35 protein-coding genes and 3 tRNA genes are annotated in these 23,640 nt (G+C 57.6%); 20 read left to right on the top strand and 18 right to left on the bottom strand.

Annotated elements, in window-relative coordinates; translation table 11 throughout:
- Positions 1-274 precede the first annotated feature (274 nt).
- Positions 275-613 (bottom strand): hypothetical protein, encoded by a 339-nt coding sequence (locus tag AB4N85_RS07295; protein ID WP_280035523.1) that lies wholly within the window; start codon positions 611-613, stop codon positions 275-277.
- A 182-nt stretch (positions 614-795) separates the two neighbouring features.
- On the opposite strand from AB4N85_RS07295, the gene AB4N85_RS07290 reads away from it, so the two are divergent.
- The 10 genes from AB4N85_RS07290 (at position 796) to AB4N85_RS07245 (ending at position 5,670) form a co-directional block, all read left to right on the top strand.
- Complete coding sequence (locus tag AB4N85_RS07290; RefSeq protein ID WP_252877539.1) at positions 796-1,032, top strand: hypothetical protein; 237 nt, start codon at positions 796-798, stop codon at positions 1,030-1,032.
- On the top strand, positions 1,029-1,262 hold the full coding sequence (locus AB4N85_RS07285; RefSeq protein ID WP_460067533.1) for a hypothetical protein: 234 nt from the start codon (positions 1,029-1,031) through the stop codon (positions 1,260-1,262). The genes AB4N85_RS07290 and AB4N85_RS07285 overlap by 4 nt, the downstream gene beginning before the upstream one ends.
- Positions 1,259-1,453: a hypothetical protein gene (locus tag AB4N85_RS07280; RefSeq protein WP_223630176.1), complete on the top strand. Its 195-nt coding sequence runs from the start codon at positions 1,259-1,261 to the stop codon at positions 1,451-1,453. The genes AB4N85_RS07285 and AB4N85_RS07280 overlap by 4 nt, the downstream gene beginning before the upstream one ends.
- Positions 1,450-1,575, top strand: coding sequence for a hypothetical protein (locus AB4N85_RS07275; RefSeq protein ID WP_460067531.1), 126 nt, complete (start codon positions 1,450-1,452; stop codon positions 1,573-1,575). The genes AB4N85_RS07280 and AB4N85_RS07275 overlap by 4 nt, the downstream gene beginning before the upstream one ends.
- 155 nt (positions 1,576-1,730) lie before the next feature.
- Positions 1,731-2,873, top strand: coding sequence for a hypothetical protein (locus AB4N85_RS07270; protein WP_460067529.1), 1,143 nt, complete (start codon positions 1,731-1,733; stop codon positions 2,871-2,873).
- A 55-nt stretch (positions 2,874-2,928) separates the two neighbouring features.
- Positions 2,929-3,909: a RecT family recombinase gene (locus AB4N85_RS07265; protein WP_460067527.1), complete on the top strand. Its 981-nt coding sequence runs from the start codon at positions 2,929-2,931 to the stop codon at positions 3,907-3,909.
- Positions 3,906-4,574, top strand: a complete 669-nt coding sequence (locus AB4N85_RS07260) for a lambda exonuclease family protein (protein WP_073474131.1) — start codon at positions 3,906-3,908, stop codon at positions 4,572-4,574. The genes AB4N85_RS07265 and AB4N85_RS07260 overlap by 4 nt, the downstream gene beginning before the upstream one ends.
- A gap of 2 nt (positions 4,575-4,576) precedes the next feature.
- Positions 4,577-4,819 (top strand): hypothetical protein, encoded by a 243-nt coding sequence (locus AB4N85_RS07255; protein ID WP_460067525.1) that lies wholly within the window; start codon positions 4,577-4,579, stop codon positions 4,817-4,819.
- On the top strand, positions 4,816-5,280 hold the full coding sequence (locus AB4N85_RS07250) for a hypothetical protein (RefSeq protein ID WP_460067523.1): 465 nt from the start codon (positions 4,816-4,818) through the stop codon (positions 5,278-5,280). Before AB4N85_RS07255 ends, AB4N85_RS07250 begins: the two co-directional genes overlap by 4 nt.
- 75 nt (positions 5,281-5,355) lie before the next feature.
- The gene (locus tag AB4N85_RS07245; protein ID WP_460067521.1) at positions 5,356-5,670 is read left to right on the top strand and encodes a hypothetical protein; all 315 of its coding nucleotides are present in this window, start codon (positions 5,356-5,358) and stop codon (positions 5,668-5,670) included.
- A gap of 22 nt (positions 5,671-5,692) precedes the next feature.
- Here the strand turns inward: AB4N85_RS07245 and AB4N85_RS07240 are convergent, their stop codons facing one another.
- The 5 genes from AB4N85_RS07240 to AB4N85_RS07220 all read right to left on the bottom strand — a co-directional run bounded on the left by AB4N85_RS07240 (position 5,693) and on the right by AB4N85_RS07220 (position 7,606).
- Positions 5,693-6,001 carry a hypothetical protein gene (locus AB4N85_RS07240; RefSeq protein ID WP_375123565.1) on the bottom strand — a complete coding sequence of 103 codons (309 nt, stop codon included), beginning with the start codon at positions 5,999-6,001 and terminating at the stop codon, positions 5,693-5,695.
- Positions 5,998-6,342: a DUF6864 domain-containing function gene (locus AB4N85_RS07235; RefSeq protein WP_375123564.1), complete on the bottom strand. Its 345-nt coding sequence runs from the start codon at positions 6,340-6,342 to the stop codon at positions 5,998-6,000. Before AB4N85_RS07235 ends, AB4N85_RS07240 begins: the two co-directional genes overlap by 4 nt.
- Before the next feature lie 183 nt (positions 6,343-6,525).
- Positions 6,526-6,831 carry a hypothetical protein gene (locus tag AB4N85_RS07230; RefSeq protein ID WP_460067518.1) on the bottom strand — a complete coding sequence of 102 codons (306 nt, stop codon included), beginning with the start codon at positions 6,829-6,831 and terminating at the stop codon, positions 6,526-6,528.
- A gap of 98 nt (positions 6,832-6,929) precedes the next feature.
- Complete coding sequence (locus tag AB4N85_RS07225; RefSeq protein WP_016773961.1) at positions 6,930-7,118, bottom strand: hypothetical protein; 189 nt, start codon at positions 7,116-7,118, stop codon at positions 6,930-6,932.
- A 68-nt stretch (positions 7,119-7,186) separates the two neighbouring features.
- A complete protein-coding gene (locus AB4N85_RS07220) occupies positions 7,187-7,606 on the bottom strand; it encodes a hypothetical protein (RefSeq protein ID WP_460067516.1) in 420 nt (139 codons plus the stop codon).
- A gap of 48 nt (positions 7,607-7,654) precedes the next feature.
- Between AB4N85_RS07220 and AB4N85_RS07215 the strand changes: the two genes are divergently transcribed.
- Positions 7,655-9,724, top strand: coding sequence for a DNA cytosine methyltransferase (locus AB4N85_RS07215; protein ID WP_460067514.1), 2,070 nt, complete (start codon positions 7,655-7,657; stop codon positions 9,722-9,724).
- A 73-nt stretch (positions 9,725-9,797) separates the two neighbouring features.
- Here the strand turns inward: AB4N85_RS07215 and AB4N85_RS07210 are convergent, their stop codons facing one another.
- Positions 9,798-10,076 (bottom strand): hypothetical protein, encoded by a 279-nt coding sequence (locus tag AB4N85_RS07210; protein WP_460067512.1) that lies wholly within the window; start codon positions 10,074-10,076, stop codon positions 9,798-9,800.
- A gap of 46 nt (positions 10,077-10,122) precedes the next feature.
- Between AB4N85_RS07210 and AB4N85_RS07205 the strand changes: the two genes are divergently transcribed.
- On the top strand, positions 10,123-10,623 hold the full coding sequence (locus tag AB4N85_RS07205) for a hypothetical protein (protein ID WP_460067511.1): 501 nt from the start codon (positions 10,123-10,125) through the stop codon (positions 10,621-10,623).
- A complete protein-coding gene (locus AB4N85_RS07200; protein ID WP_150635505.1) occupies positions 10,620-10,799 on the top strand; it encodes a hypothetical protein in 180 nt (59 codons plus the stop codon). Before AB4N85_RS07205 ends, AB4N85_RS07200 begins: the two co-directional genes overlap by 4 nt.
- Positions 10,800-10,824: 25 nt before the next feature.
- On the opposite strand, the gene AB4N85_RS07195 is transcribed toward AB4N85_RS07200, so the two are convergent.
- Entirely contained in the window at positions 10,825-11,121 is a 297-nt protein-coding gene (locus tag AB4N85_RS07195) for a hypothetical protein (protein WP_083386928.1), read from the bottom strand.
- Between the two features lie 168 nt (positions 11,122-11,289).
- Here AB4N85_RS07195 and AB4N85_RS07190 point away from each other — a divergent pair, with 168 nt between their 5' ends.
- Positions 11,290-12,021: a hypothetical protein gene (locus AB4N85_RS07190; protein WP_460067508.1), complete on the top strand. Its 732-nt coding sequence runs from the start codon at positions 11,290-11,292 to the stop codon at positions 12,019-12,021.
- Positions 12,022-12,087: 66 nt separating this feature from the next.
- On the opposite strand, the gene AB4N85_RS07185 is transcribed toward AB4N85_RS07190, so the two are convergent.
- Positions 12,088-12,666 (bottom strand): hypothetical protein, encoded by a 579-nt coding sequence (locus AB4N85_RS07185; RefSeq protein ID WP_460067506.1) that lies wholly within the window; start codon positions 12,664-12,666, stop codon positions 12,088-12,090.
- Positions 12,667-12,778: 112 nt separating this feature from the next.
- Here AB4N85_RS07185 and AB4N85_RS07180 point away from each other — a divergent pair, with 112 nt between their 5' ends.
- The 3 genes from AB4N85_RS07180 to AB4N85_RS07170 are packed head-to-tail and all read left to right on the top strand — an operon-like array spanning position 12,779 to position 14,438.
- On the top strand, positions 12,779-13,162 hold the full coding sequence (locus AB4N85_RS07180; RefSeq protein ID WP_460067504.1) for a hypothetical protein: 384 nt from the start codon (positions 12,779-12,781) through the stop codon (positions 13,160-13,162).
- Between the two features lie 36 nt (positions 13,163-13,198).
- Positions 13,199-13,405: a DUF4224 domain-containing protein gene (locus AB4N85_RS07175; protein WP_056785291.1), complete on the top strand. Its 207-nt coding sequence runs from the start codon at positions 13,199-13,201 to the stop codon at positions 13,403-13,405.
- A gap of 1 nt (position 13,406) precedes the next feature.
- Positions 13,407-14,438: a site-specific integrase gene (locus AB4N85_RS07170; RefSeq protein ID WP_460067502.1), complete on the top strand. Its 1,032-nt coding sequence runs from the start codon at positions 13,407-13,409 to the stop codon at positions 14,436-14,438.
- An 82-nt stretch (positions 14,439-14,520) separates the two neighbouring features.
- Here AB4N85_RS07170 and AB4N85_RS07165 read toward each other — a convergent pair.
- Positions 14,521-14,607: transfer RNA gene (locus AB4N85_RS07165), tRNA-Leu, on the bottom strand.
- A 490-nt stretch (positions 14,608-15,097) separates the two neighbouring features.
- Here AB4N85_RS07165 and AB4N85_RS07160 point away from each other — a divergent pair.
- A complete protein-coding gene (locus AB4N85_RS07160) occupies positions 15,098-15,631 on the top strand; it encodes a GAF domain-containing protein (RefSeq protein ID WP_164488345.1) in 534 nt (177 codons plus the stop codon).
- 86 nt (positions 15,632-15,717) lie between these two features.
- Here AB4N85_RS07160 and AB4N85_RS07155 read toward each other — a convergent pair.
- The 6 genes from AB4N85_RS07155 to AB4N85_RS07130 all read right to left on the bottom strand — a co-directional run bounded on the left by AB4N85_RS07155 (position 15,718) and on the right by AB4N85_RS07130 (position 19,605).
- Positions 15,718-15,791, bottom strand: a tRNA-Cys gene (locus tag AB4N85_RS07155).
- A 46-nt stretch (positions 15,792-15,837) separates the two neighbouring features.
- Positions 15,838-15,913, bottom strand: a tRNA-Gly gene (locus tag AB4N85_RS07150).
- Positions 15,914-15,973: 60 nt separating this feature from the next.
- Positions 15,974-16,534: a CDP-diacylglycerol--glycerol-3-phosphate 3-phosphatidyltransferase gene (gene pgsA, locus AB4N85_RS07145; RefSeq protein ID WP_252869367.1), complete on the bottom strand. Its 561-nt coding sequence runs from the start codon at positions 16,532-16,534 to the stop codon at positions 15,974-15,976.
- 32 nt (positions 16,535-16,566) lie between these two features.
- Entirely contained in the window at positions 16,567-18,390 is a 1,824-nt protein-coding gene (uvrC, locus tag AB4N85_RS07140) for an excinuclease ABC subunit UvrC (protein ID WP_252869366.1), read from the bottom strand.
- A gap of 2 nt (positions 18,391-18,392) precedes the next feature.
- Positions 18,393-19,034, bottom strand: coding sequence for a response regulator transcription factor GacA (gene gacA / locus AB4N85_RS07135; RefSeq protein WP_024012761.1), 642 nt, complete (start codon positions 19,032-19,034; stop codon positions 18,393-18,395).
- 127 nt (positions 19,035-19,161) lie between these two features.
- Positions 19,162-19,605 (bottom strand): GNAT family N-acetyltransferase, encoded by a 444-nt coding sequence (locus AB4N85_RS07130; protein ID WP_252869365.1) that lies wholly within the window; start codon positions 19,603-19,605, stop codon positions 19,162-19,164.
- Positions 19,606-20,210: 605 nt separating this feature from the next.
- Here AB4N85_RS07130 and AB4N85_RS07125 point away from each other — a divergent pair.
- Positions 20,211-21,284 carry a 3-deoxy-7-phosphoheptulonate synthase gene (locus AB4N85_RS07125; RefSeq protein ID WP_252869363.1) on the top strand — a complete coding sequence of 358 codons (1,074 nt, stop codon included), beginning with the start codon at positions 20,211-20,213 and terminating at the stop codon, positions 21,282-21,284.
- A 54-nt stretch (positions 21,285-21,338) separates the two neighbouring features.
- On the opposite strand, the gene AB4N85_RS07120 is transcribed toward AB4N85_RS07125, so the two are convergent.
- Both AB4N85_RS07120 and AB4N85_RS07115 read right to left on the bottom strand, forming a co-directional pair.
- Positions 21,339-21,566, bottom strand: a complete 228-nt coding sequence (locus AB4N85_RS07120; RefSeq protein ID WP_460067498.1) for a hypothetical protein — start codon at positions 21,564-21,566, stop codon at positions 21,339-21,341.
- A 10-nt stretch (positions 21,567-21,576) separates the two neighbouring features.
- Positions 21,577-22,419 carry a hypothetical protein gene (locus tag AB4N85_RS07115; RefSeq protein ID WP_460067496.1) on the bottom strand — a complete coding sequence of 281 codons (843 nt, stop codon included), beginning with the start codon at positions 22,417-22,419 and terminating at the stop codon, positions 21,577-21,579.
- 334 nt (positions 22,420-22,753) lie between these two features.
- On the opposite strand from AB4N85_RS07115, the gene AB4N85_RS07110 reads away from it, so the two are divergent.
- Positions 22,754-23,623, top strand: coding sequence for an esterase/lipase family protein (locus AB4N85_RS07110; protein WP_252869550.1), 870 nt, complete (start codon positions 22,754-22,756; stop codon positions 23,621-23,623).
- Positions 23,624-23,640 lie beyond the last annotated feature (17 nt).

Below are 23,640 nucleotides of genomic sequence, written 5' to 3'. Positions count from 1 at the left end.
GATCAGCTCCGGCCATCTGCATCACCCCATTCAATAGGTGGCCACTGCCTGCCCAGTGAGCGAGCAATAGGAGGATGACCATCATGTAACAGTGATTGATTCACCTGCGCGGCGCGGCAAGCCTGAAGGCCTGCGCCCATCACCTATACAGGCAGCGGACAGTAGGCCGTCGGTGTCCACCGCGCATCGGCCGAATGAGGTAGGCCACCCCCACGCACGTCGACAATTTGATGCTAGAAACCCAGGCCGTCGCCAGTCGCGGGCCTGGGACAGATTACTTGCTAGCTTTCGGCGCATAGCTCGGGCAGAAATGTTTTGCTGCCGACGGATCCCCTGCGGCCTGCACTTGAACTGCCTTGATTTCATCCTGAAATGCCGGATTGGTATCTACTGCAAGAATCTCCTTCTTTAGATCTGCGTTTGCCGCTATGTCTGGAAGGGAAAAGATGTTCTGCAGCGAATAATTCATTCCAGGCTCTTGTTCTGCACACATACGCCCCATAGCCACCATGGTTATAGCGATATCGTGATCCTCGGTAGCCGCTTGGGTCAGCCCCAAATTACTGAGCGCGACCAAAGCAACTAGACATACGGCCTTCGAAATAACACGCATGGGAATTCATCCTTAGAAGTTCTGTGCTTTATCGGCAGTGCAATCAAAAAATTCAACTCGCCATTTTGCAAATCGTTCGACACCACCCGAATGCACTCCCCTCCGCGCCCAACGGCAACCAGCGGAGCGGATGAGTGCATCCGAGTTTTGTTGAATCAAAACCCGCCACCACGGAGGCGACCATGGCAACCAGCTATGCAGACAGTGCGCAGGCCCGAGAGTGGGATCGGCGCTTTGATGAATGGGGGCGCCCCAAAGCGCTGAAGGTTGAAGACTTTCACGACTACGAAGCCGCAGCGCAAGAACACACACAGCGTCAGGCGCTGATGGCAGCCCAAGAGTTGGTCGACCGCAAGGCGCGGGCCAAGCGAGTCGCGGCAGCGGTGGTCGCCTATGGCGAATTCTGGGGGCTCAAATGAACATCCAGCAGCGTGACCATCAAACGGCGGTGACCTGGATCGAGGGCGAGATCAGCAACATGATCCGCGACCTCGGCAAGCCCAACGCCAGCGCCGCCGCGACATCCTGCATCACCCTGGCCTTCATGCTTCGCGCCATTGACGACGCCGAGCACCGTCACTTCCGCGCACGCATCGACCAGATTTACGCCACCTACAACGCCTCCGCCTCGCAAGGAGCTGCAGCATGACAACCCCTCTGGTGAAAACGCTGGCCGATGAACAGCTCGAGGATATCGAGCGTCGCATTGCGATTCTCGGCTTCGGCCTGCCCTTCAATGAAGTGATCGGCCGCAAGCGCGAGGATCTGGTCGACAACCTCCCGCAGCGCCTGTCGGTGACCATGAAGGGCGGACGCATCGCGGTGAGGGCTCGGCCATGAAAACCATGTTCTGGTGTCTTGCCGCTGGCCTGCTGGTCGTTCTTGCTGCTTACAGCGCAGCACGTGAATCGTCCGGCGTGTGCCAAGTGCCCCGCACCACCACCTACAACGTGTTCCGATGACGAGCCGGCAGATGGCCCGCCGGATTCTCATCTGGCGCGGCTCGTTCCCGATCCTCGCCATCTACACCTTCCTGATGCTGCTCAGCGCCCTCGCCGACCGCATCACTCAATAACAACACCACTAAAAGCTGCGCTGTGCGCGGCAAGGAACCGTCATGTCCGCAAAAGCCCAACACGCACCTTTGCAGGAATCCATCGAAATGACCTCTGTAGCGCCAAAAGTAGCTGTCACCGACATCGCCGAATATCGGCCACATGAAGAACAGATCGTCCGTCTGGAAACGACCTACGCGAACCTGGTTGTCGACTGCTCTACCTGTGAGGGCTTGGCGAATGCGAAGGAAGTTCGCGTGGATATTCGCGATGTCCGCTACGCCTTGGCCAATACCACGAAAACGGCGCTGGTTCCCTATCAGCAGGCGGTTAAAGACGCCCAGGCTCGCGTCAACCAAGTGAAGGAATTTGGTGAAGCACTGAAGGAGCGCGTGCTGGCGATCGAAGCGCCTGTAGACGAGGCAATCAAGGCCGAAGAAAAGCGCGCCGCTGACGCCAAGGCCGAACGCGAGCGTGTCGAGGCTGAACGTGTCGAGGCCATCCGGAAAAAAATTACCCGATTCAGCTCTGTAGCAGCAGCGTACGCAAGCCGCAGTGCTGCCGATGTTGCAGCCGTAATTCAAAGCGTCAAAGAGTCGGTAATCCTGCCAGACGAATACGCCGAGTTTGAAGCTGAAGCCACCATCGCCCGCGACAACGCTATTGATCAGCTTGAAGCGCTGCACCGGGCTGCTGTTGACCGCGAAGAGGCGGCAGCCAAGCTACTGGCCCAACAAAAAGAGCTGGACGAACTGCGTGAGAAGCAACGCATCGCCGATGCTGAAGCAGAGGAGTTGCGCAAGCAGCGCGCCGAGGAAGATCGCCTGCGCTTGAAGCAGCAGCAGGATGAACTCGACCAGCAGCGCCGCGATATGGAAGCGCAACAACGCCAGCAACGTGAGCAGCAAGAAGAACAGCAGCGCCAGCAGCGCGAACGCGATGCGCAGTATCAGCGCGACCAAGAAGAGTTGGCTCGCCTGCGCGCACTGGCTGCAGCACCCGGTGCGGTTGCAGGCGTCATCACGACACCAGCCGTTACCGACACAGCGCCAGCAGATGCAGTGGGAGTTGATCCGGTTCCAGTGGCTGACGAAGTCGCTGACTCGAACATGCCGAGCGCCAACGAAGTGGTCGAGGTCGTGGCCATGGCCTTCTGCGTCACCAATGACGAGGCATCGGCCTGGCTGCGCGCCCTGTCGTTCTAACAAACCCTGAAATCACCCCGGAGGCCGGCCAAAGTCGTCGGCTATGGAGTTAGGAATGAACGCTCAAACCCAGATTGCCACCGTACCAATGGACACAAGCCCGACGGGCCTGATCCTCAATCGCGACAGCATGCAGTCGATGACTGAACTCGCCGGCATCATGGCAGGCGGCAAAACCACCCTGCCAAAGCATTTCCACGGCAACACTGCCGACTGCATGGCAGTGATCATGCAGTCCATGCAATGGGGCATGAATCCCTTCCAGGTGGCGCAGAAGACATTCATCGTCAACGGCGGCCAGCTCAGCTATGAAGCACAGCTCGTCAACGCGGTGATTACCACGCGAGCGCCGACCCTTGATCGAATCCATTACGAGTGGTTCGGCGACTGGGACAAGATCATTGGCAACTTCCGCGAAATCGAAAGCAAAAAGCAAACGGATGATCACGGGCAGCCGAAGAAATACCGAGTCCCAAACTGGAATATCAACGACGAGAAGGGACTCGGCGTCCGCGTTTGGGCGACGTTCGTTGGCGAAGACGCTCCCCGCGAACTGACCACCTTGATGACTCAGGCGCGAACCCGGAACTCTACGCTATGGGCGGACGATCCGAAGCAGCAGATCGCGTATCTGGCGCTCAAAAAATGGGCTCGTCTGTATTGCCCCGACGTGATTCTGGGCGTGTACACCCGTGACGAGCTGGACGACGGCTACGCGCTTCCGGAAACGGATGTTACCCCACGATCTACCAACGAAAAACCAGCAGATGTGGGAGCTTCGTCGGTTCCTCAGGGCGACACCACTGACGCAACAAGTGACCTATTCGAGCAGCTGAAAAAGATCGCTCAAGAACAAGGAATTGATGGCTACGAAAAGGCCTGGAAGGCGTTGAAGCCGCAGCAGCGCGGCGCTATTGGCGTGACACGTCACGGTGAGCTGAAGTCGATTGCACAGACAATTGAGGCAGAGTTCACAACCCTCAATGAAAGCTCAAACGGCAGTGCGAACGACGATGTGCAAGGCGGCGAGCAATGAACGCCTCAGTAGACCTTCAACGCACCGAGCAGTGGCATCAGGACCGCAGCGGGCGCCTAACGGCAAGCAGGTTCAAGGATGTGATTGCTTGGGGTGATCGCGACAAGCACGGGAAGCGCAAGCCGCTCGCGGCTCGCACCACTTACATGCGCGAACTAGCTTTTGAACGTCTGGCGAACAGATCGAAACATTCGGTCAGCAGCAAGTCGATGGCCTGGGGGACTGAGGTTGAGCAGTCGAGTCACGACTTTTACGAAATCCTGACCGGCAATACCGTCATCAAGTCGGGCTTCTTGGTTCATCCAAAATACGACTGGTTGGGCTGTTCGCCGGACGGCTTGATTGGCGAGGACGGCGGCATTGAGTCGAAGTGTCCATTCAATGAAGCCGTCCACGTCCGTACCTGGCTCGAAGGAATGCCCGACGAACACAAGCCGCAGGTTCAGGGCTGCATGTTCGTCACGGGCCGGGAATGGTGGGATTTCTTGTCGTTCGATCCGCGCCAAGACGAAGACTGCCGGCTGTACATCGAGACCATCAAGCGCGATGACGAGTACATCGCGATGCTTCATCAAGAGCTGGTCCAGTTCAATTTGGAGCTTGGCCGGATGGTTGACGAAGTAGCGGACAGAGCGCGGGCGCAAGCCCATCGATTAGGAGCCTGAGCATGATCAGCAACCACCTCAACCTCGTAGAGCAGCACCGACCGGATGCCGAGTCGATCGCTGAGCGAATCGCGCAGTACCTGGCCGCCGGCGGACGGATCGACCAACTGAAAAGCCCGCCGCGCAATCCGCTGCCACCGCCCCGCTCGAAGAAAATAGACCCTGAAACGGTCCTAAAGCGTCGGCCGAAACCGATATCGGCGGCTGACCGCAAGGCTCTGCGCAAAATGGCGGACTCGCTATGAAGTCGAAACGCAAACCCAACAACGGTTTGGCCCGGGCTGAGCGCAGTTGCCGGGCGCTGCTGCGCACCAACCACGTCGCGGTCGTGAACATCGATCCCAGCGGCAGCCAGATCATGGCGAACTGGAAGAGCTGCAAGCAGATCCGCAGTCTGGCGATCGCCAACGCAATCTTCGATTTCTCGTATCGCTGGACGATCTACATCGCCGCCATGTGTCGAGACGAGCGCGGCGCCGAGTACATCAAGTCCCTAGAGATCTCGCCGGAGGGCATCTACAAGGTCGAGCGCCTGACGGATGCCATCGAGCATTACTACCTGGAGCTGCGCAACAGCACGAACCCGAATCATCTGGTCGCGTCAGGCTGGATCGCCATCCCCGACGAGATATCGATGGAAGAAGCCCAAGCCGCGAAGCTGTTCTATGCCGCCGGCGCCTGGCATCAGGTGAAGGTCGCAGCGTGAGACGTTTTCGCACCCAACAACGTAAACGACAGACCTGGCTGGACTTGCCGGCCAGCGGAATTGAAGAGGTAGGCCATGGCCAAGAGCAATGCAGATCGCTCAGCGAAAGCCGCGGCGAAGAGGAAGGAGCGCGGCGAAGAGGAAATCAGGCTGCACTGCCTGCCCGGCACGCGCCAAGCCCTTGCTGAACTGATGGCCTGGAGCGGCATTGAGGAACAGGGCGAGGCAATCACGCTGATGATTCACCATCTGCACGGACTTGGCCCGGGAGGTGCCCTTCCTTTGCTGGAGCCGCCACCGCGACACGAATACGTGATACCTGAAAACGTGTCGCGGAAATTGAAGCTTGCCTTCGACCGAGAAGCACTTCGCATCAGTAGTGATGAGTAGTCAGTTTGATTGCAGCCTACAACTATTGACTCTTACCAAACGAGTACCCTAGAGCCAATGTGATCAGCGGAATGAAAATCGTCCAAACTGATTTTATCTGTTCTAGATACTTAAAATCCTTGTCCGCCACAACCAGCGAGAATAAAAGAACACTTAATCCGGAGGCGATTATGAAGCTCCAGGTTATAGTCATCCAGACGATTGCGTTACGAGCGTTTTCCCCAGTACCGATGTTAGCAGCGATTCTTCCTGCACCTTCGACTGGCTTTGCAATTCGCGTGGGAGCTTCATGATGATTAAGCTCGCCTTTCGCTACAATAGGTTCGATCACACATCATCCCCTTTCGCGAACAAGTTATAAACTACAATCCGTTGTGCGCCTTTATTGAGCGTAGTTACATACAGCGAAAGGAAAAACTCCACTTCTGGAGACTTTGCAATTGAAACCGGGGTGAATATGCCGCCACCCTGAGGACTGTCCATATTAAAAAGCGTGAAAATCACGCCCGTCGCTTCACTCCCTTGGGTTTCCCATCTTGTAGTTCCCGAATCAGACTTAAAAGATATCGAAATCGGAAGGCTCTCCACCTCCAGTTTAAGCTCGGAATTTGCAAGGAGCGCTGTACCACTATCTATCAGCGTTAGACCATCAATCGAAGCGGTTACGTCCATTTTTATCTCGGTTCCGGGCGGAAAGATTGAGCTATTGAATAGCAATATTAACATATGCTCGCGGGCTTATAGCTGCGTGCCCCTGAGTTTGAGCCAGTGCTGTAAACACAAATACCCCACTTATCAGGGTTGCGCCACTGCGAACGGCAGGATGGTCGGAAATGGTCGAGCACTCGGCTTGCGTCACTGATCAACCAGCCGCTGCGATCTCATCGCCGGAGCAGGCCACCCAATCAACTCACCCTTCACAGGAGGCTGCTGGGCGCGGCTTTGAAATACAGCGGTGTGGCTATCGACAATCGGGACCAGGTAGCGATCGTGCGTAGGTTGGAAGCGCTCACGCATCGCGGCGACATCGAATTTTTTGCCGACGTGCTCACCCAAGAAGCGCCGGCTGATTTTGTAACGTCCGCAGTTGAAGCACACAAGATCGTCCCAATCGCCGTAGATGCCCTTGCGGTACGCTTCCCCCCAGCAGATCCAACACATACATCTCATAACTCGCCTCCTGATGCCCAGATAGATTCGGGCAAAACGGCGAGGGTTCACTGAGAAGTGTTGAACGAGCGTGTCACCTGTCGGCTGGATTACGCGCTGCTCGGCGCTTCAACGATTCGGTGCGCCGACTCCATGTAGCTGGCCAGGTCGATCACCTCCCGAAGGAACACGACCACCTCCAGCTTCACTGCGTCATCCGGCAGCCCTATCCGTTTCAGCATCGCTTTAGCGTCCTCTTCGATAGCCGCTAGGGCATCCACATCGCTCTGCAACCTCATGTCGGCCTCCTGCCATTGTGAGATTGCAGATAAATACCCCACTTATACGAATCACGCCAGCCGCAGCGCTAAAGCCTATCTTCCTCTGGTACACAGAGGTAGCTGCGTTCAGCCATACGACGCTTGATGTACCTTATGGTAAGAACCGCCTCCTCGGCTAAAAGGTTCGGAGAAAGTGGGTTGCTTCCTACTGCAAAAAGCCGCCATCGTGGCAGTGAACGATTTAGCAGTCGCAATGTTGCAGGAAAATACTCCGGAAAATTCCGCATTTCGTAGACGATTGCCATCTGCCGATCAATGTATTGAGCCTCGCCATCTTCACCAATGTTCAAGTCCTGAATCATTTTGTGATACGTGGTGAATCTCCTCGCTGCCTCTTCTGATTTTTTTATCGAGATGTAGTGATAGAGCGCGAACCCACCCGTAATCAGTGACACGAAGATCGCGATCGTGCCGTTGTATTCCTTGATCCACTCCCAAACCGTCATTAACCAGCTCCTTTAACGAAGGTTGAAATATACCTGCGAGGAACCCCTATGTCCGCACAACAGAAGAAACACTCCTTCGATTTCAAAACTCAATACGGACTCGGCTTCAGCACTCAGGACGATGAGATCGTTGTCGACTTCTTCTGTGGTGGCGGCGGAGCCGGTACCGGGCTGGAGATGGGGCTCGGCCGCGCGGTGAATGTAGCGAAGAATCACAGCCCGCAGGCGATCAGCATGCACACCGTGAATCACCCGGGCGCAGTGCACTACACCACCGACGTGTTCGACGGTGATCCGGATACCGAGTGCGGCGGCAAGGCCGTTGGTTGGTTTCACATGTCGCCCGACTGCACACACCACAGCCAAGCTGCCGGCGGCCAGCCGCGCAAGCGCGAGATTCGCAACCTGTCGTGGATCGGCCTAAAGTGGGCCGGCAAGAAGAAGCCGCGCGTCATCAGCTTGGAGAACGTGAAGCAGATCCTCCAGTGGGGGCCGCTGATCGCCAAGCGATGCAAGTCGACCGGCCGCGTCATGAAGTTGGGCGGCGCCATTGCCGAGCCTGGCGAAGTCGTACCGGTTCACCAGCAGTTCCTGGTGCCTGATCCGAAACGTCGCGGGCAAACATGGGCCGTGTTCGTCGCCGAACTAAATCGCTTGGGCTACGCCGTTGAGTGGCGAGTAATCAAAGCCTGCGACTTCGGCGCGCCGACCAGCCGCGAGCGACTGTTCATGATCGCCCGTTGCGACGGCCAGCCGATTGTGTGGCCTGAGCCAACCCACGCGAAGAACCCAGCCAAGGGCCAAAAGAAGTGGCGCACTGCCGCCGAGTGCATCGACTGGACCATCCCGAGCAAAAGCATTTTCGACCGGGCAAAGCCGCTGGCACCCGCCACCCTGCGCCGGATCGCCAAGGGCATGAAGAAGTTCGTCATCGATGCGGCCGACCCATTCATCGTGCCGATCGCGAACTGGTCGGGCGAAAGTGTTCAGTCTGCCCATGAGCCACTGCGTACGGTTACATCCTGGCCGCGCGGTGGGTCGTTCGCCATGGCCAGTCCAATAATTGCGCCAGCAACCCATCAGGGCAGCGACCGGGTGAACGATCCACACGCCCCGCTGCCGACAGTGACCTGCGCGAACCGCGGCGAGCTGACGATGATCAGTCCGGTAATGGTCACGGCGGCGCACGGCGAAGGGAAGCCGGGCGGCGTTCAGCGCTGGGGCGACGGCAGCAAGTTTGCCGGTGCCCCACTGGGCACAGTTACTGCGAGCGGCGGGCATTCAGTCGCCGCCGCGCACCTGGTCAAGTTCCGGTTCGCGGACGAAGGCAAGGCGCTCGACGAGCCGCTGCCGACCATCACCAGCGGCGGCGACTACAAGCGCCCGGCCGGTGCCGCTCACGCCATGGGTATCTCAACCGTGTTCATGGCCCAGATGAACGGCGGGTTCAACACCACCGACGCCAAGAGCGTCGACGATCCGATGACCACGGTGACCAATACCGGAAGCCAGCAGCAGCTGGTGACGGCGAACCTGGTGCACCTGCGCGGCAACTGCGATGCGCGGGACACCGCCGATCCGCTGCATACCATCAGCGCCGGCGGCACTCACCACGGGCTGGTCACTGCCTTCATGGAACGTCAGTTCGGCGCCAGCGTTGGCCAAGGCGTGGACGAACCGGCGCCGACCATCACAGCAGGCGGTGGCGGCAAGAGCTCGCTGGTCGAGCTGCAGCTCTCGCCAGAGGTTGAAGCCGGCGCGCTACGGGTGGCCGCATTCCTGATCAGCTACTACGGCACCGAGAACATGAGCGCTGCAGACGCACCAGCACCAACCATCACCACCAAGGATCGGCTTGGACTGGTGACCGTCACCATCAAGGGCACGCCCTATGTGATCGTCGACATCTGCCTGCGGATGCTGCAACCGGCAGAGCTGTACAAGGCTCAGGGCTTTCCCGCCGACTACATAATCAGCCACGGTGCCGACGGCAAGCCATTCACCAAGACCCAGCAGGTGCACATGTGCGGCAACAGCGTCAGCCCTCCGCCGATGGCGGCACTGGCACGGGCCAATGACCCGTGGCGCGCCGCCGAACGACAAGCCGAAGCCGCGTAACCCAGCCTCCAACTCCGCGGCAAGGGGAACCAGCGCCATGAAATCAACCGATCTTATGAGCTAGGGCAGCACCTTAATGCAGCATCAGCCGTCCAGTGATATTGCTATCGATCAGCGGGATGATCCCGCTGCCCTGCTGGTCGGCCAGCCACCGCCGTGACAGATAAATATCAAACTTCAGGATGTTTCGTTTAAGCAGTTCTGTTGCGGTTCCAGTAATCCGGTACCGCCCGCACTCTGGGCACGGAATTTCCTCGCTGTCTGGCAGCACAACTGGTGCAACGCTATTTCCGCAGATGTAGCAGCTCATGGCGATCCTTTCCCGGTAATCGCGGAACTGTACCTGATCCATTCACTTCACACTACCGCCCGGGCATGCCCCGGCATAGGACACAAGCATGTGCAAAGTAATGCGTTATGACCTTGACCGGGAAACCGATGAATCGTGTGCGGACATGGTTCCTGCCGATGATGGTCAGTACGTCGAGTCGGCTGACTTCGACCGTGTCACCGCCGAGCGTAACGCCCTGCAGCAGCGCCTGAGCGCAGCGGATCAGCGGATTGATGACTTCGCCGGCGGCGAATGCGAATGGAGTTGCGAAGACGACAGCGGCATCTGGAACAGTGGCTGCGGTGAGACTTGGTCATTCCACGAGGATGGGCCGGAGGAAAACGGCATGCACTTCTGCCATTCCTGCGGCAAGCACCTGGTGGTTAAGGTCGCTGAACAGGAACAGGATGACGACTGGCATATGAACCCGTGCAAGCAAGGTCACCGCGATGTCGGCGCGGCCGGCGGTGTGGCGGCGTGCAACCAGTGCGACGAGAAGGTCGAAGCTGCCACCACGCAAGAAGCCTTCGAGCGCTGGAACGCGAGCCACCCGGCACCGCAGGAATGAAGCGCTTCATCCGCCGCAAGTTCGAAGCCTGGCTGATCCTGCTGGCAGCGAAGATCCTGATGGACCGCAACGTTCAGCGCTCCCCGGTCGTCTCCCGCCGCGACAACAGCGACATGTGGGCCATGGCGGAAAAGCTCGAAGCCATCGTCACGCGCATCAGAAAGAAATACCAGTAACTCCCTCCCCCTTCAAAGTCAGCCGCTATTTCGAGGACGCTGACTTAGGACTCGCACTTCCAGCAGCAGCCAACTGACGAGCTCGGCTTACGCCCCAAGCCATAGCTCTGGTCATTGATTCACCCGGACTTGGGTTAACGGTTTCTTCATGCAACGCCATGCCACCGGAAGCATAAACACCGATGAACATTTGAGTTTCGCCGGTACGAGATAGCCTGACCTGCACGTCGATGTGAGTTCCATTACTGAGAGTTTCATCATGTGTTCGGTTGTGGATCTCGGGATCTGCCCAAGCCCAGAAAATGTCGCCGCGAAGCCTCATACCGCCCTCCTGCCTGTTCCTTGATAGGGGCTTAAAACTCCTCCAAAGATAGACCTGATCGAACGAAGCGCAACGGCGCCGAAGCGGTTACGGACGGCTGGTTTCAATACCTCTACAGCTCCAATTCCCTTGTACATATTTTAGCCGCTATAGCGGCAAGGACGACCCATGAGTCAAATAAAGGAACGGCCGATCCTGTTCTCGGCGCCGATGGTGCGCGCCGTTCTGGATGGCCGGAAGACGGTCACGCGGCGGCCGGTCAAAGTTCAGCCGCGTTCACGTGCCGACATTGGCAGCTACGGCAAAGGCCAGCCCTTCATCCGTAACCCAGACGTCACGAAGCGCAATCCGGAATGCCCCTTCGGAAACCCCGGCGACCGGCTGTGGGTGCGCGAGACCTGGTACTGCGATCACAACGAGGTCATGCGCGGCCCCTACCTCAAACCGGATGACTTGGATGTGATCGAGGCACGCGACGACGGCACGCTGGTGTACGCCGCCGACGGGCTGACCCCGTATGAAACCGATCAGCCAGTTTGGAAACCGAGCATCCACATGCCGCGCTGGGCCAGCCGCATCCTGCTGGAGATCACCGACGTCCGCGTCGAGCGGTTGCAGGATATCAGCGACGATCAGGCGAAAGCTGAAGGCTGTTTCTTCACCGATTACGGTCGCAAGTGTGGCCACGGTGGCAATGGATGGAGTGAGGTCGGCGACTGCCCAGCACCTACAGAACATCACCCGCAGCGCGAAGGCTGGATGTGGGACAAGACGACCAGTCACGAACAGTGCCTGGGTTCCGCCCGGAACGCTTTCGGCAATCTGTGGAATACCACCGGCGGTGACTGGGACGCCAACCCCTGGGTATGGGTCGTCGAGTTCAAGCGGGTGACGCCATGATCTTCGCCCGCTCTACATGGCCTACCTCATCTACAAGGGGCCGTGGCAATGATTAGCTCAATGAAATCATTTTATCCAAACAACCTCGGCGACCCCTGAGGGCAATATCACAGAGCACGCCTCTTTGCTTTGCCAAAAGAATCTGTACTCCTGTTGCCATTCGTCATCTTGAGATTTTAAAAAATGACCGCGCTGGTGATCACGCGTGTACTTGCAATCTCCAAACTGAGATCTACGGCCAAGTTTCCTATCTAAGTGCTTTCGCAACCTGTCGATGTCGTAGATGCGCACGCATGCGGCCTTGCCGAATCGCTCCCCAATTTCAGGATCCAAGACGTTACAGAACGACTGAATCAAGCCGTCTTCAGTATAGAAGTTAGCGTTATGAACGTCAGGCAAACGGACGCCATTGTAGTAATTTCCTGTGCCGGTGAATCCCCGGATGCTTGGTGTTTCGCCAAATGAGATCGCCGGGCTAAGAACCCTTAAGTCGACACTCGATTCATGGATCAGGTTTTCATCGGGCGTAAAGATCCCGTCCCGATCCATCCGCTTGTATGTGCTGGCTAAAGATAGAGGAATGGCCCCGCCATTGACCCATGCGTCGGCCCACTGTACCTGCGTCAAATAAAGAAATTTGTGCATCTCCCCTCCTGAGATTACTCGCTGCTCCAGGTGAAGCTAACTCTTGGACTAGCGAATTGCCACCCTCCCCAACTCAACAACCTGCCGGTGTACGGCGGGCGAGGAAATTCGTATGCCCGAAATTACTTGTGAGCATGGCCATAAGCAGAGCATCGGCACAGACGCATGGGTAGCCACGCTGACACTGGACCAGATGCGCTACGCCCGCGACCAGATGGCCGAGAGGATCAAAGCGGCCGGGGCGCAGCCAAAGCGGATCGTTTGGCGTGTGTGCCGCGGCGGTGTTTGCGAAGCCAACTATCGCGAAGACCAATACGAAAAAGCTGCCGACCATCTGCTTCGTATCTTCAAGAGCAAGTTTATGGAAGAGGCGGCGGACTACATAAAGAAGTCCTACGGCACCGAAACCTTCCGGCGCGAACTACCCAGCATCGAGATCGAGCGCGTGACCCAGTTCGAGTACGACACCGAGTGGTTCCCGACCAAAACCGAATAACCACCTTCTGCCGCCACGTGCGGCAGGGAGCATCACATGACCATCCAGTTTCTATCTCACGAGGAGGTTTGCGAGCTCACCGGCGCGCGGACCAAGGCAGGTCAGATCCTCAACCTGAAAAAGAATGGCGTTCGCCATACGATTAAAGTGAACGGCTGGCCGAGCGTCACCGCGATGGCGGTCACCGCAGTCGGCGCATTTGAATCTGAAAAGCCCGTATGGAAATCACGTAAGGCCAGCTGACATGGGAAGACGACCAAGTAAACCCGGCTCGATCGCCAGGCTGCGGGAACGCAAGAAAGCCAGCGGCCGGGTGTTTTACTACTACGACACGGGCGGCAAGGACCGCAAGGAAATCCCTCTTGGCAGCGACTACGGCTTGGCGATCATGGAGTACGCGAAGCTTGAGCGCGATCGCACCGCAACCGATCTGGTCGCCAGGGTCATAACGTTCCGCTACGTCGCCGAAAAATACATGGTCGACGTCGTCCCCACCAAAGGCACAGCCACCCAGGCTGACAACAAGCGCGAGCTGAAAAACCTGATCGCCTTCTTCGACGACCCGCCCGCGCCGCTGGAAACGATCGAGCCGTTGCACGTCCGCCAGTATCTGACATGGCGCAAGGCCGCGCCGGTGCGCGCGAACCGCGAGAAGGCGCTTCTCAGCGCCATCTGGAACTACGCCCGGGATAAAGGCTACACCTCCCTAGCCAACCCATGCGCCGGCATCAAGGGAAACAAGGAAACCGGGCGGGATACGTATGTCGAGGATGCGCTGTTCAAACGCGTGCACGACAAGGCAGATGTGGGCCTGCAAGACGCAATGGACCTCGCCTATCTGACCGGGCAACGGGTGACCGATACCCGGCTGATGGACGAGCGCGACGTGCGCGACGGGCAGATTTGGGTGTTGCAGGGCAAGACAAAGGCGAAGCGTCGGATCGAGATAACGGGAGAGCTGAAGGTTTTGATTGATCGTATCATGTCCCGGAAGTCAGAACACAAGGTCCGCTCGACGCGGCTGATCGTTACAGAGGACGGCACACCGATGACGGTGGCGATGTTGCGAAGGAGGTTTGACTTGGCCAGGGAGGCGGCCGGCGTGCAGAAAGCTGAGTTCCAGATGCGTGACTTGCGCGCCAAGGCGGGTACCGACAAGGCAGAATCCAGCGGTGACATTCTGCAGGCCAGAGATCAACTTGGGCATACAACGGTGGTTATGACCGAGCAGTACATCCGCAATCGAAAAGGCAAAAAGGTCATGCCTACCAAGTGAATTGCGGACCAACTCCAAAATAGCGGACCAGAAACAAACAAGGGTTTGCATGAGCTTTCGCCCGCAAACCCTTGATTTAAGATGGTGCCCGAAGCCGGAATCGAACCGGCACGCCCTTACGAGCGGGGGATTTTAAGTCCCATGCGTCTACCAGTTTCGCCATTCGGGCGGTAGCGCGGTATTGCTCTGCTCAGCCTTGCGGTTGGATCCTGACAGGATGACCGCTTGAAAAGCCGAGCGGGGAATATATACATCACGTCCCGGTGAAGCAAGTTTGGAGTGCGCGATTTGAGAACTAAATATCGCTGACCGCAGAAAATCAAAAAGCCTCAGAAATCAGGGAGCTACGGAGTTTGCTTGAAGTAGAGGCCGAGGTAACTGGCAAATCGCAGCAACCAGACTGGAAATTGTGGCGATAAACTCAAAAGATTCAGATGCTCACCATCACCTTGGCTGCACGGGTGACAGATGTTTCATCGATTGAGATTATGAGCAGGCAACCCAAGTCTGGACGGGATGTCTACGCTAAAGGTTGGCGCCGAAATCAATAATCAAAGGGTATCAGCACGCCCCCCTTCAACCACGATCACGCCTCACAGAACGTCACCAGAGCAGAGCTCAGGGATGTACAAGCAATCAGGAGATTTGATTCCATGCAAATGAGTGACACCGTTCTAAAAGCGTCTTTAAGCCAAGAGGAGCGCTCGGCGATCGCCGAGATCGAAGCGACCACCAATATCCTGCAGCTTGTCACCCGCCTGACCGGTACACGCTTTGCCGGAATCGCAAAATTCACGGAAACGGAATGGATCGTCTGTTCGGCATACGATCCGATTGAACTGGGAATAAACGTAGGCGATACGCTGGATCTGGAAACTACGCTCTGCAGTGAGTTTCGACGAAATCCTCAAGCCCTCTTCCTTCCACAAATCAGCAAGGATGGACGACTGTCGTCACGTCCTGTGGTGAAGCAGTATTCAATTGAAAGCTACGCAGGCGCGCCTGTTTTCCTGCCGGACGGAAGACTCTGGGGTGCCCTATGTGCTTTGGATTCAAGGGCCGTTCTGTTTGATAACCCGGATCTTGCGGACACACTGACGTTATTCGCACGCCTTATTGGCTGCATCTTTTTCTCGAATCTGACGGTGGAAGGTGCCAGCCATATCAAGACCGGGGCGTGTCTGACTGAGTGACCCTACTCAAACGATGCGGAACACCACACTTTTCCCACAAGCAACAAAAAACCCCGTAGATCATTGATCTACGGGGTTTTTGATAGTGGAGGCCGAGGTCGGAATCGAACCGGCGTAGGTGGATTTGCAATCCACTGCATAACCATTTTGCTACTCGGCCTCAAAGTATTTGCTGTCAGTAGCGCAACAACAAACACTGTACAAATTGGAGCGGGAAACGAGACTCGAACTCGCGACCCCGACCTTGGCAAGGTCGTGCTCTACCAACTGAGCTATTCCCGCTTGGTGTGGCGCATTCTATAGAATTAAGAAGCCCCGTCAACCCCTTGATTCAAAAAACTTTTATTTCTTTTCTACATCAGTCTTCAGGTGCGGCCAGGCGGAGCGAAGGTATTGAACCATCGACCACAGGGTCAGCCCTGCCGATACAATCAGCAGCGTATAACCGAGCACGACCCAGAAGCTCAATGCCTTTGGATGAGCCAGCAGAATTACCAGCGCGAGCATCTGCGCAGCGGTTTTCCATTTGCCGAGATTGGAAACCGCTACCTGCGCTCGGGCGCCGAGTTCGGCCATCCATTCGCGCAGCGCCGAAATCACGATCTCGCGACCGATGATGACTGCTGCGGGCAGCGTGAGCCAGAGATTGCCGTGTTCCTGCACCAGCAAGACCAGGGCAACAGCGACCATCAGCTTGTCGGCGACCGGATCGAGAAACGCCCCGAACGGTGTGCTTTGCTCCAGTCGGCGCGCCAGATAACCATCGAGCCAGTCGGTTGCAGCCGCAAAGGCAAAAACCGAAGCGGAGGCCATGTAACTCCATTGGTAAGGCAGATAGAACAGCAATATGAAGATCGGGATGAGCAGGACGCGTAGAACGGTAATCAGATTAGGGATATTCATCGGCACAACTGGCTACGAGGTGAAGGGGCATTCTACTCACTATGCAGGTTCGCATAAATCGACTCAGCGAGCTTTTTACTGATCCCCGGGGCTTTGGCGATCTCTTCGATGCTTGCACGAGACAGCTCCTGCAATCCACCAAAATGTTTCAACAGGTCACGGCGGCGCGTCGGCCCTACCCCTGCGACACCCTCAAGCGTCGAGGTTCGGCGGGTCTTGCCGCGACGGGCGCGATGCCCCGTAATTGCAAAGCGGTGTGCCTCATCGCGGATCTGCTGAATCAGGTGCAACGCGGGCGAATCGCCGCGCAAGGTGAACTCGTGCGCTGCATCATTCAGATACAACGTTTCGAAACCGGCCTTGCGCGTGGCGCCTTTGGCGACACCCAACAGGATCAGATCCGGTACGGCCAGTTCGTTGAGCACATCGCGGGCCATCGACAATTGGCCCTTGCCACCGTCGACCAGCAGGATGTCCGGCAACTTGCCCTCTCCGTCCTTGAGTTTGCTGAACCGGCGGGTCAGCGCCTGGTGCATGGCCGCATAATCGTCGCCGGCAGTGACGCCTTCGATGTTGTAGCGGCGATAATCCGACTTGATCGCGCCTTCCGGCCCGAACACCACGCAGGAGGCAACCGTCGCTTCGCCGCTGGAATGACTGATGTCGTAGCATTCCAAACGTTGCGGCGGCTCATCCAGATTCAGCACTTCGGCCAGCGCGTCGAATCGCGCGGCGGTGTGCTGACGGTTGGCCAGACGCGCGCCCAAGGCTTGCTCAGCGTTGGTCACTGCCAGTTGCTGCCAGCGCGCACGGGTACCGCGCACCCGGTGACTGATGGCCAATTCGCGGCCGCGCAAGGTATGAATCCCTTCGATCAGCGCTGGGAAATCTTCATGAACCACGTTGACGATCAGTTCGCTCGGCAAATCCCGCTCGGGGCTGCTGATGTAGTACTGGCCGAGAAACGCCGCCATGACTTCGGAAACATCTTCCTCGATGCCGACCTGCGGGAAGAAATTCTTGCTACCCAGCACTCGGCCGCCGCGCACGCTGATCAGGTGGACACAGGCGCCGCCGGGGTTGACGAATGCGGCAATAACGTCGATATCGCCGGTTCCGCCTTCCATGCTCTGCTGGTCCTGTACCCGGCGCAGCAATCCGATCTGGTCACGCAATTCGGCCGCGCGCTCGAACTCGAGATTGATCGCTGCCTCTTCCATCGCCATGGACAGCTCGTTGGTCAGCGCATGGCTGCGACCTTCGAGGAACATCACCGAGTGGCGTACGTCTTCGGCGTAGACGTCAGGCTCGACCAACCCCACGCACGGCGCCTTGCAGCGTTTGATCTGGTATTGCAGGCACGGACGGGTGCGGTTCCTGTAATAGCTGTCTTCGCACTGACGGACGAAAAAGGTTTTTTGCAGGATGCTCAGGCTTTCGCGTATGGCACCGGCACTCGGATATGGGCCGAAATACTTGCCCTTGGCCTTTTTTGCCCCGCGATGGATACTCAGGCGCGGAAACTGCCCGTCGGAGAGAAACACGTACGGATAGGATTTATCGTCGCGCAGCAGGATGTTGTACGGCGGGCGCCACTCCTTGATCAGCGTCTGTTCCAGCAGCAGCGCTTCGGTTTCGTTGGCGGTGATGGTCGTCTCGACCTGAGCGATACGGCCGACCAGTGCGGCCGTCTTCGGCGCCAGCCCGGTCTTGCGAAAGTAGCTCGCCAGACGTTTCTTCAGGTTTTTCGCTTTGCCGACATAGAGCAGGCGCGCTTCGCTGTCGAACATGCGATAGACGCCGGGCCGACCGCTGACGGTCGACAGGAAAGCACTGGAATCAAATTTCTCGGTCATGGTCAGGCGCTGGCATCCACCATGCCGTGACGCACCGCGAGCAGTGTCAACTCGACGTCGCTGCTGATCGAAAGCTTCTCGAAAATGCGATAGCGGTAGGTATTCACGGTTTTCGGCGACAGGCACAACTTGTCGGAAATGATCTGGACCTTCTGGCAACCGACAATCATCAACGCAATCTGGATTTCCCGCTCGGACAACGCATCGAACGGCGAATCATTGGTGGGCTGGAATGATTTGATTGCCAACTGCTGAGCGATCTGCGGACTGATGTAACGCTGCCCGGCGAAGACCAGACGAATGGCCTGAACCATTTCCGGCAGACCCGCGCCCTTGGTCAGGTAACCAGCCGCCCCGGCCTGCAGCAAACGCGTCGGGAAAGGGTCTTCCTCGCACACCGTAACGGCAACCACCTTGATGTCCGGGTGGCTGCGCAGCAGCTTCCGCGTGGCTTCGAGGCCGCCAATGCCGGGCATCTTGACGTCCATGAGCACTACGTCAGGCTTCAATTCACGGGCCTTGATCAGGGACTCTTCACCTGACTCGGCCTGACCCACCACCTGCAGGCCATCGATATCGGCCAGCATCCGTGTAATGCCTGTGCGAACGAGATCATGGTCGTCGACCACTAGCACCCTAATCAAGCAGACACCTCGCGATATGGTCTTATTGGGATGCCGGACACCTTAGCAAAAAGTGCCAGACAGACCTAGCGGAAAGCCGCATTTAAAAAGTTTCAATTCATCATTCAGGGCTTGCCGGCTGTGGGTTTCAGAGCACAGCTGTACTCAAATCGAGCTGCATCCTGAGGAAACACTCATCCCTGCCCACGATGCGCAGTCCTTTGCGTGCATACAGTTCTTGCGCCCGGTTATTGTCAAACACTGTCAGTCGCAGTGCCGGTCGTCTTGCCTGACGAGCCATTTCGGTAACTTGACCAATGGCCCAGGAACCGGCGCCCTGCCCTTGCCAGGGATGATCAATCTGCAATTCGCGTATGTACAGCGCCCGCGCATCCTCGCTCAGACTGAAAAAACCGATCGCCAGTTCATCCTGGATGATCATCCAGTTGTCACGATACTGCCAGCCTGCGTCGAACGCCTCGTCCTGCCACAACAGGTCGTGGTCAATGTAATAGCGCAGCATGTTGCGACAGGTCAGATCCCGCGCAAAAGCAAGATCATCACGGGTGGCATGCCGGATTCGATAACTCATTCAGCTTTCTCCATGACTGCAAAGTTGCCCTTCACCCACATGGTTCGCCAGTGATAAGCGTTTTGAGCGGCGGGCAATAGCATTTTCTGATTGCTGATGCGTATCAGCGTCGAGTAAGCTCGGCGCATTCAACGGAGACAGCACATGTTCAACACCCTTCCACAGTCTTGCACCACCAGCGCCCTGCGCTCGGTTGCGGCTGCCCGGGTGAATCACACTTGCGCTCCTGACAATTTTTATTTTGGGTATTGGTTTAGCCACTGGCGCGCCTGATACCCAAACGGCGCCCATGATAACGGGTCGCCTACCAGAGATTTCTCAACCCCCGGTCGGCCTCCCGACCGGGGGTTTTGTTTTTTCAGGCCCATCACTTTCAGCGACACACCACATTTCGAGGATTACACCATGAACTACGCCACTTATTACCGTTACGACAGCTTTAGCGCCTGGCGATTTACCAGCCTCCGCTCGGGACAGCCTGCCGCCTCCGATCGGTCACCCACAGGTGGCAAACACACATGCCTAGCCAGTACGGCCATTTGTCGAACACCCCAGTAGGGCCGATTGCGCGGGAAAGACCCGCCATCCGCCCAGGAAGACCGAACATGAACTCTTTAGTTTCCGCTTTGCCGCTGTCCACAATCGATTCTGCCAACGAAGCGCTGACCCTGCGTCTGCCCAGCTCGTTGCAGCTCAAACAGCAATTGCCGCTCAGCCATTCCCTGCATCAACAGGTCAACACTCATCGCCAGGCGGTGCGCGCCATCCTTGACGGTGAAGACCCACGCCTGCTGGTCATCGTTGGCCCCTGCTCTATCCATGATCCGCAATCAGCAATCGAATACGCCAGCAAACTCGCTCGCCTGGCCGAGGATGTCAGCAGTGAAATGCTGCTGGTGATGCGCGCCTACGTCGAAAAGCCGCGTACGACAGTTGGCTGGAAAGGTCTGGCCTACGATCCGCATCTGAACGGCACTGACGACATGGCTACCGGCCTGACGCTGTCGCGCGAACTGATGCTGGAAATGATCCAGCTCGGACTACCGGTCGCTACCGAACTCCTGCAACCCATGGCCGCCAGCTACTTTGATGACCTGCTGAGCTGGGTGGCCATTGGAGCCCGCACCACCGAGTCGCAGATCCACCGCGAAATGGCCAGTGGCTTGAACATGCCGGTGGGCTTCAAGAACGGCACCGACGGCGGCGCCGCCATTGCTGTCGACGCCATGCGCTCGGCAGGCCATCCGCATCGACACTTCGGCGTCGACAGCCAAGGGCATCCGGCGATCGTGCAGACAGCCGGCAACGCTGACACCCACATTGTGCTGCGCGGTGGCCATCAAGGGCCAAACTACGACGCAACCAGCGTAGCCAACATCAGCGCCGAACTCAGCCGACTGAAGATTCCCAGCCGGATCATGGTCGATTGCAGCCATGCCAACAGCGGCAAGGATCCCCTGCGCCAGCCAGCCGTCTTCAACGAGGTGCTTGAACAACGCCTGCGTGGCAACCACTCGCTAATCGGCGCGATGCTGGAATCTCATCTGTTCGAAGGCTGCCAGCCGCTGAGCGCGGCTCTACGCTACGGCGTATCGATAACTGATGGCTGCCTCGGCTTTGACGCAACGGAACAGTTGCTGACCGACGCCGCACGGCGCCTCGCTAACGCCAGGGCCTGATCGCAGATCGCCCTCCCGTTCCATACGAAGCGCGGAGGGCTGACCTTCCCCAGGTTATGCCACTATGCTGATCCGCCTCACGGCAGATTGCTGACTGGTATCGTCCAGACGTTCGATGGTGTAGGCAATCTCCACCGTCGTGCCGTGGTGCTCGCGCCAGAACCGATGGGGAACAATGAAACTCACCGGTTGCCCGGCCGTCTCCCGAGTGATTTCAAGATCATCGCGATGACTGAAAAAATCACCATCGCACTTGAGATAGACCAACTCGTCTTCCTGCACCAGCGGGTCTTCAATCAGAATGGAAACCCCCCACTATCGAGTCCTTCACCGACAGCACATCATCGATCGTCCCAACAATATCCGGCGCGGCCAGTTCAGCACGCACTGCCGGCCCAATGAAAACCGTCGCAGGCTCCGAGGTTCGGATGGCTCCACAGCGTTGTTCAACACGGTAGGCGACTACCACCTCGCCACCACGATGCGCTTCGACGTAGCTGGCCGGCACCCAGAAGGACAGGCTTTGCGCGACGGCGCAGGCCTCGACCTTCAACGAGTCGGTGAATATTTCAGGCGAAGCATCTCCATGCCACGACAGCATGATCCGGTCGCCCGCTGACATCCGAGCGTAAGGCTGCAGGGTCACCAGGGTGCCTTCGACCACTCGCGACGGCTCCAGCGCTCCGTTTACCGAGCCTTCTATTTGCGGCGCCAACAGATGCGGTCCAACGTCCCCGACAGACAGTTGCAGGCGAGCAGATTCCACTGCCTTGGGCGCGGACGCACTTTGCAGTGTCCAGTAAACCTCCAGCGAGCCCCCGTCCAGCGCAGCGACATGCATCGCCTTGATGACGAAGATGACGTCTTTGCCAACCTGGACCTGGCTGATGAATCGAACACTCTCGTATTGATAGGCAAAGCCTTCGATATCCAGCCCCTCCCAAGACAGCACGATCTGATCGCCGCAGCTCATGTTGGCATAAGGGGAAATGCGAACGATGGCCTTGGCCAGCGAAGGATCCAACACGCTCCCTTGGAGCCCGTCAATCGTTGGCGCGACCAGAGGTTCGATAGACACTTCGGCAACCATCGGCTGGCGCATCCGCCAGCAAAACTCGATTTCATGGCTATTCATTTTCGCTTCCACTCCCTGGAAAACGTGCCGCCCCGAATGACGACACTGACATCTACATTGAGGACCTCTTTGAACGTTCCGGATGTCAGCCGAATCCACCGCGACAACGGCGTAACCGCTACTCGCAAAGTAGGCAACAGCAGAGGTCACGCGGTTATGCCGACAAACGACCCACTGAACTTCCGATTCGGATTTCACAGCTCTCCGAAATTTCGTACGCCTCGTAGTCCATTTTCAAACGCAATGTGAAGCCTCTTCGTACTTCTTCAACGGGATGAGTGTTTTAGAGTGGCCCGGTGATTTCCCGATGAACTTCTACGAAAAAGGTAAGAACATGCAACGGAATGCTACAACTCGTTATCCCATCCTGTTGGTCCACGGTCTGTTCGGGTTCGAGCATATCGGTCATTTCGAGCTGTTCCATGACGTCAAGTCCGCGCTGAAAACGGCCGGATGTCGATTGTTTGTTCCACACCTTTCGGCCACCCACGACAATGAAATGAGGGGCGAGCAACTGCTGTCACAGATTGCTTGCGTGCTGCGAGGCACAGGCGCGAAGAAAGTCAACCTCATAGGACACAGTCAGGGCGCACTCGCTGCGCGCTATGCCGCGGCGCTTGCGCCAAACGTCGTCGCTTCGGTCACCTCCGTCAGTGGCCCGAACCATGGCTCGGAGCTCGCCGACTTCCTGCGCAGGGCACTGATTCCGGGCAAGCTTCCCGAAGCCGTCGCACAGAATGTCGCAACGCACTTCGCCGACTTACTGTCGCTACTGAGCGGCAGCGCGACATTGCCGCAGAATGCGTTAGCCGCACTCAACGCATTGACCACGGTCGGCGTCGGTCAATTCAATGACAAATTTCCCCAGGGACTGCCGCAAACCTGGGGCGGGCATGGTCCTGAGCAAGTCAACGGCGTGCGCTACTACTCGTGGAGCGGGGTTGTTGCGCAATCCACGTTGCCAGTGCTGGATCCGGTTCAAGCAACCTGCCGGGTCCTGTCGCAATATTTCACCACCGAACCCCAGCAGAATGATGGTTTCGTCGGACGCTTCAGTAGCCATCTCGGCCAAGTGATCCGTTCCGATTACCCAATGGATCATTTGGCCAGCCTGCGGCGGAGCGCGGGCACAAAAGCGCCCTCGCCGGATCCGATCGACCTGTACGTCGAACATGCCCAGCGTCTGCAAGCGGCGGATCTATGAATCGGGCAAGGAACGCA

The sequence above is a fragment of the Pseudomonas sp. H1_G08 genome (assembly GCF_054681355.1).
The sequence above is the reverse complement of the archived record's forward strand: the minus strand, read 5'-3'. Positions and strand labels throughout refer to the sequence as shown.